Origin of the sequence: Pseudoalteromonas sp. S558, from assembly GCF_005886635.1 — a bacterium.
Lineage (GTDB): Bacteria > Pseudomonadota > Gammaproteobacteria > Enterobacterales > Alteromonadaceae > Pseudoalteromonas > Pseudoalteromonas aliena.
Window position 1 is genome coordinate 1 of the sequence record NZ_PNDU01000301.1, and the last position, 6,456, is coordinate 6,456.

At 38.1% G+C, this 6,456-nt stretch carries 5 protein-coding genes; 4 read left to right on the forward strand and 1 reads right to left on the reverse strand.

Features of this window, described 5'->3' with window-relative positions; all coding sequences use genetic code 11:
- Nucleotides 1–64 precede the first annotated feature (64 nt).
- Nucleotides 65–2,863: a bifunctional [glutamate--ammonia ligase]-adenylyl-L-tyrosine phosphorylase/[glutamate--ammonia-ligase] adenylyltransferase gene (glnE, locus tag CWB66_RS17610; RefSeq protein ID WP_138586388.1), complete on the reverse strand. Its 2,799-nt coding sequence runs from the start codon at nucleotides 2,861–2,863 to the stop codon at nucleotides 65–67.
- Nucleotides 2,864–2,940: 77 nt separating this feature from the next.
- On the opposite strand from glnE, the gene CWB66_RS17615 reads away from it, so the two are divergent.
- From CWB66_RS17615 to gshB, 4 genes are all read left to right on the forward strand, one after another.
- Entirely contained in the window at nucleotides 2,941–3,834 is an 894-nt protein-coding gene (locus CWB66_RS17615) for a DUF350 domain-containing protein (protein WP_138586389.1), read from the forward strand.
- A gap of 82 nt (nucleotides 3,835–3,916) precedes the next feature.
- A complete protein-coding gene (locus CWB66_RS17620; RefSeq protein WP_138586390.1) occupies nucleotides 3,917–4,375 on the forward strand; it encodes a hypothetical protein in 459 nt (152 codons plus the stop codon).
- 94 nt (nucleotides 4,376–4,469) lie between these two features.
- Nucleotides 4,470–5,204: a 16S rRNA (uracil(1498)-N(3))-methyltransferase gene (gene rsmE, locus CWB66_RS17625; RefSeq protein WP_138586391.1), complete on the forward strand. Its 735-nt coding sequence runs from the start codon at nucleotides 4,470–4,472 to the stop codon at nucleotides 5,202–5,204.
- Nucleotides 5,205–5,258: 54 nt separating this feature from the next.
- Nucleotides 5,259–6,209, forward strand: a complete 951-nt coding sequence (gene gshB / locus CWB66_RS17630) for a glutathione synthase (RefSeq protein ID WP_138586392.1) — start codon at nucleotides 5,259–5,261, stop codon at nucleotides 6,207–6,209.
- Nucleotides 6,210–6,456: the final 247 nt, after the last annotated feature.

Sequence of the window (6,456 nt, forward strand, 5' to 3'; positions counted from 1 at the left end):
ATTTATGCAGATTGGTATTACTTACTAGGCCAAAAATCCAAGCCTGTGCTTGGATTCCTGTCATTCAATTCAATTCAAAAATTATATCCCAAATTCGCTTAACATTAGTAATATCTTCTTCAAATTGTATACGTGGCACTAACCGACCTTGCTGCTCCAAGCTCAACACATGATAACGAGAACGATACGATATATAAGCGTGTATTAACTGCTGTTGCTGATCTTTTGTAATGCATCCGATTTTTGCGGCATCAGTTAAAATCCTTACATTATCAGAGTACACTGTTAACCTCTCAAATTCATGAGCATATTTAAGCACTAAGTATTGAGTAATAAATTCAATATCGGCCATACCACCAATATCTTGTTTTAAATCAAATTTATCTGTGTTGCCTTTTGCTAAATGGACGCGCATTTTTTCACGCATTTTTATTACATCATCTTTTAATACTTTTATATCACGCTGCTGACAAAGAATGTCCTTACGGATTTCAGCAAAACGCTCAATAAGTTCATCTTGACCTAAAATAAGTCGGGCGCGCACAAGCGCTTGATGCTCCCATGTCCATGCTTGAGTTTGCTGATAGTGATTAAAGCTCTCAAGATTAATTGCTAATAAGCCAGAAGCTCCCTCAGGACGTAAACGTGTATCGAGTTCATACAAAATACCTGATGCTGTACGGGTATTAAATAAGTGCATTAAGCGCTGCGCTAGCTTTAAATAAAACTGCCGCGAATCAATTGGTTTTTTACCATTCGTTTGGCTTAAACCATCATGATTATGTACAAATACTAAATCTAAATCTGAATCATAACCGACTTCAAAACCACCTGTTTTACCATACGCTATGACTGCAAAGCCTTTATTTTCGTCATCAGTACCTTGGGGCGTACCAAAACGCTGAGCTGTATTGTGCCATGCAATATTTACGGCCTGATCTACAACAGCCTCAGCTAATGCAGTTAAGTGATCGCTTACTTTCATGACATCAATAACACCTGTCGCATCAGCGGCTGCTATGCGTAATTGGTGAGTTTGCTTAAACTGCCTTAACGACTCCATTTGTAATTCTAAGTCGTCATGCTCAATACGTAAAAAATATTGCCTTATTTCATCCTTATAAGCAGTTAACGGAGTTGGCTTATAAAGAACTGCGGGGTCTATTAATTCATCAAGCAGTATTGGGTAACGAGATATATGCTCCCCTATCCACTTGCTATGACAGCACAGTAAAACTAATTGTTTTAATGTACCTGGATTTTCGTATAGTAATTCTAAATACGCAGTGCGAGAGATAATTTTATTGAGGATTTGGCAAATCATCGTAAATGCTGTTGCACTGGCATCAAAGTTACTTAACTGCTTGAGCAGTGCTGGCATTAACTTATCAAGAATGTCACGTCCACGATTACCAACTTTAGCTTTTGACAAACGTAACTTAAAGTCTTGCAGTGGTAGTTGCCAATTATCTTTGGGATCATTTAAAAAGCTTATATCACCATGTTCCCATGCGCTTACAAACGCACTTTCACAAGTATCTAGAGGCTCAGTTTCCTCACCTATAACATGCGTAAATTCATTATTGATCTGACTCATCACATGTTCAATGTCACTTACCGATGCAGTAAAGTCTGGCTGTGCTAGCAATAGATTCAAACGCTGTTGGTTTAGCTCATCATCGGGCAATGTTTGCGTTTGTTGATCGTCAAATATTTGTAAGTACTGCTCTACCTTTCTTAAATACAGATAGTTATTTTTTAGATCTTTAGCTTCTAGATCATCAATAATCTGACTTACTGTTAACTCCTTTAATGCTTTGAGTAACGATTGCGTTTGTAAGTTAGCTTCACGCCCGCCGCGCACCATTTGCAAGGCTTGAACAATAAATTCCACCTCTCGAATACCACCAGCACCCAATTTTATATTATTTGTTAATCGTTTACGGCGGACTTCTTGAGCAATCATAAGCTTCATTTTACGAAGTGATTCAATAACCGAAAAATCAATATATCGGCGATATACAAACGGCTTTAAGAGCTGATTAAATTCATCCCAGTATTGATTAGGCGCGCCAATTAAGCGCCCCTTTAGCATGGCATAACGCTCCCAATCACGCCCTTGCTCTTGGTAGTAATCTTCAATCGCGTTAAAGCTCATCACCAGAGGGCCGCTTTCACCAAATGGACGAAGCCGCATATCAACTCTAAATACCTGTCCATCACCCGTTGTTTGATTTAATGATGCGATGAGCTTTTGTGCAACTTTAGTATAAAATACCTGTGCCTCAATGCTGCGACGCCCTCCTTGTGTTTTAACGCTGCGAGGATATGCAAAAATAAGATCGATATCTGATGAGTAATTAAGTTCTTGCCCCCCTAATTTACCCATTCCTAATACCATTAAAGGCATTGCTTGGTTGCGCTCATCCAAAGGTTCACCGTTAACTTTGGCAACGTGTGCGTGCGCCCATTGATTTGCGCTTTGAATCAGCATATCTGCAAGCTGGCTAATATATTTAATACTATCTGAGATAGGGTTATTACAGCATAAATCTAAAAAAGCGACTTTAAGCCAGTACTTTTCTCGATACTTGCGAAGGAGTTTATGACATTGAGATTCATCTAATTCAGTAAGGTCCCAATTTTCAAAAGGAGAGTGTATAGCCCTATTTTGTAGTTCATTTTTGCATAACAGCCATGGCATTAAATCAGGTTGCGACTCTAAACTACGCCATGCAAAATCACTCAGCGCTAACAACGTTACAATTTTACTGTCTATATTATGCTGTTGCGGATACAGCTTTTTAAAGCGCATCAAGCCAAGTTTTTGTAATTGAATAGGAAGTTGCTTTACATTACTCATCAATCCTCTCTTTTATATCATCAATATCCGTACTAGAATGATTAAAACCTAAAAGGTTAACTTTAATCAGGATCACCATGTCATATTTGTCTTTATCTAACACTAGTTTTGTTGCTATTGCTATTAGTTTTGTGGTTATTTGTATCACTGTTTTTATTTTGCGAATTATAACTCAAATCAAAGCAAAACAAGCGCTTAAAGACGAGTTAGCGCAATACGATAACTTTGCAATGGGCATTAGTTTCGCCTCAGAAATATCGGTTGTAATAGCAACCATCGCCTTTTTATTCGATGAAATAAGTGTCAGTACTGCGCAATCGAATCCACTAAAAGTGGCTGTGTTAATATTTTTACTCTTTGCGTTTATAAAAATAGGACACATGATCCACCGCAAATGGATTTTACGTCGCTTTAATGAAGAAGCTGCTATTTTAAAGAAAAATGTATGTGCAGCACTTGTTGATTCAGGAATGTTAATTGCCAACTGCATTATGACTCTAGGCCTTTATACGTGGACTCACACGCAAGGCTTTAGTAATTTACTGATTGCATTTGTCAGCTTTTTTGTGCTGCAAGGGATGTTTGCCCTTGATAGCAAAATACGTGAGTACCGATTTGCAAAAGCCAATCAAGGGGCTTCATTACAAAGTAATTTTAATTTAGAAAATACTTCTATTGGTATTCGCTACGCTGGTAAATCTATTGGTTTAGCGTTAGCTGCTTATGCCGGCTTGTCGAGCGCTGCATTTCAAAATGGCAAGATGGTTGAAAATCTATTTACACTTGTTATGCATTGCAGTGTAATGTGGGCATTGCTTTATACGCTTACATTTATAATAAAAAAAATATCACTACCTAATATTGATACCGCTCTTGAGGTCGATCACCAAGATAATATCGGTATTGCGTGCATAGAATTTGCTGTTTTCTGTGCAATCGGCTATTTACTTATTAGCATGTTTTCTATTTAACACTGATTTTTAATAAAGTTGCTATAAACGCTCTGTATTTAATTAAGTCAGTTACATCTTTGCTTAAATGCAATGAGGCCTTATGGCATTTAAAATAAACAACTTTTTACTAATTGATGTGGATAACGATTTTAGTCGAGCACTAGCTGGGCACTATTTTGATAGTGCCCTCGCTGATGCCCCTAGCACTTTAGTTATTGCAGGTAGTAACATGCGTCAATTAGTTAAAATGATGTTTGACGAGCTTATTAAAGACTATTGCTACTGCGATTTCGAAAACGAAATTAGTGTTTCTGAACTCGCTAGTTATTTGCATGAGCACCATAATATACAAGGTGTTTTATTTAATCGTACCGACTATTTACTTGCTGATGAAAAGCAACGTTTTATTTATAATTCATTGCATAAGAATCGCTTTTTGGTTAGTCAAAATGAAAGTGATTTTACTTTTAGTCCACTTGCTGACCCCGCACACTCAAATCACTTATCGTGTCAGACTGATATTGCACAAACCCCCTTAAGCCTAATTGAGTTCAATTAGGTCGCTAAATATAAAATAAATAATTGCACCTAGCCCTGTGCTTACTTAACATAGCGGATATAATTTTTATCTGCCAATCGATAAGTGACACCACATGCGAGTACCTCATATCTATCAGGCTTCGAGTATTGCCTTAAACACTCCCGTTACATTGGATGACGACGCAGCTGGCCACATTGGCCGGGTTCTTCGTATGAAAGTTGGCGAACATGTATCCATTTTTAATGGTGAAGGCGGCGAGTACCTTAGTGAAATTATTGAAGTTACTAAAAAAAATGTCGTGGTTATGCCACAAGAACTCAATTTACACGATGTTGAATCGCCATTAAAAATTCATTTAGGCCAATGCGTATCGCGTGGCGATAAAATGGATTTCACAATTCAAAAATCAGTTGAATTAGGGATTACCGAAATTACGCCTATTTTTAGTCAACGTTGTGGCGTAAAGCTAATGGGCGACCGTCTTGATAAAAAACACCAACAATGGCAAAAAATTGCGATTGCAGCGGCAGAGCAATCAGGGCGTAATTTTGTGCCAATCATCCACCCTCCGGTAGATTTAAAGCAATGGCTTGCACAAGATACCAATGCAATAAAGCTAACTCTCCACCCTCGTGCTGAGCACAGTATTAAAACTATTACGGTGCCTAAAGATGGCGTGCGCTTCTTAGTGGGCCCCGAAGGCGGCTTTACCGATGATGAAATGGCACTAACTAAACAACTAGAATTTGTAGATATTCGTTTAGGCCCACGCGTTTTACGAACAGAAACAGCCGCTTTAACGGTCTTAAGTGCATTACAACTTCAATTTGGCGATTTAGCTAATTGAAATAACTAAAAGCACCCTCATATAAACAGTAACATTTATAGTAAGGCACAGCGCATGGCAATTAAGTTAGGTATTATTTCTGATCCTATTAGTGGATTTAACATCAAAAAAGACACCGGTTTTGCAATGATGATGCAGGCGCAAGAGCGCGGCTACGAAATCTACTACATGGAGATGGATGATTTATCACTTCGTAAAGGAAAATCGTATGCAACCGCCGCTAAAGCGCAAGTATTTAATAACGCTGAAAAGTGGTACGAACTTGAAGAAAAAGCCACCATTGCACTTGCCGACTTAGACGTCATTCTAATGCGTAAAGATCCTCCTTTTGACACCGAATACATTTACGCAACGTATATTCTAGAGCGCGCCGAGCAAGAAGGTACGCTTATAATTAACAAGCCACAAAGCCTACGTGACGCGAACGAAAAGCTATTTACAGCATGGTTTAGTGAACATACACCTGATACGTTAGTAACACGAAGCCAAAAGCAAATTCGTGAATTTTTAGCCGAGCATAAAGATATTATTTTAAAACCACTGGATGGTATGGGTGGCGCTTCTATTTTTCGTGTAACAGAAAGCGACGCGAACATTGGCGTAATTTGCGAAACACTTACAGAGCACGGCAGTCGGTTTGCAATGGCACAAAATTATATCCCTGAGATCAAACAAGGCGATAAGCGCGTATTAATAGTTGATGGCGAAGTAATTCCATATTGCCTAGCACGTATCCCACAAAATGGGGAAACTCGCGGCAATCTGGCCGTTGGTGGTCGCGGGGAAGCACGCCCACTTAGCGAATCAGATTTAAAAATAGCGCAAGCTGTAGCACCCACACTCAAAGAAAAAGGCCTAATATTTGTAGGCTTGGATATCATTGGCGATAAGCTAACAGAAATTAACGTAACAGCACCAACATGTGTACGTGAAATTGAAGCCGCTTATGATATTTCTATAACGGGTATTCTATTTGATGCTATAGAACGTAAATTAGATAAATAACTGACGCTATTTAAACCCCATTAATTTAAGTATTTCATACAATTGATGGGTTTTTTATGTCAATTCAAAGATTTATGCCATACTAAAAATTCATTATCAAATAATACCAGTCTGCTTATATATGGAGTCTATTTAACGTTAAGAAAATGACGCTATAACTAGGTGAAAATTTTTAACGACGTTATAGTGCAATTTAATTCGGTAAATTGCTCAAAGATTTATGCAGCTTGGTATAAAAGAATTGATT

Bases quoted from the DNA above. Each gene is read 5' to 3' on its own strand.
- glnE (WP_138586388.1), bottom strand. From the start codon at position 2,863: ATGAGTAATGTAAAGCAACTTCCTATTCAATTACAAAAACTTGGCTTG.
- CWB66_RS17615 (WP_138586389.1), top strand. From the start codon at position 2,941: ATGTCATATTTGTCTTTATCTAACACTAGTTTTGTTGCTATTGCTATT.
- CWB66_RS17620 (WP_138586390.1), top strand. From the start codon at position 3,917: ATGGCATTTAAAATAAACAACTTTTTACTAATTGATGTGGATAACGAT.
- rsmE (WP_138586391.1), top strand. From the start codon at position 4,470: ATGCGAGTACCTCATATCTATCAGGCTTCGAGTATTGCCTTAAACACT.
- gshB (WP_138586392.1), top strand. From the start codon at position 5,259: ATGGCAATTAAGTTAGGTATTATTTCTGATCCTATTAGTGGATTTAAC.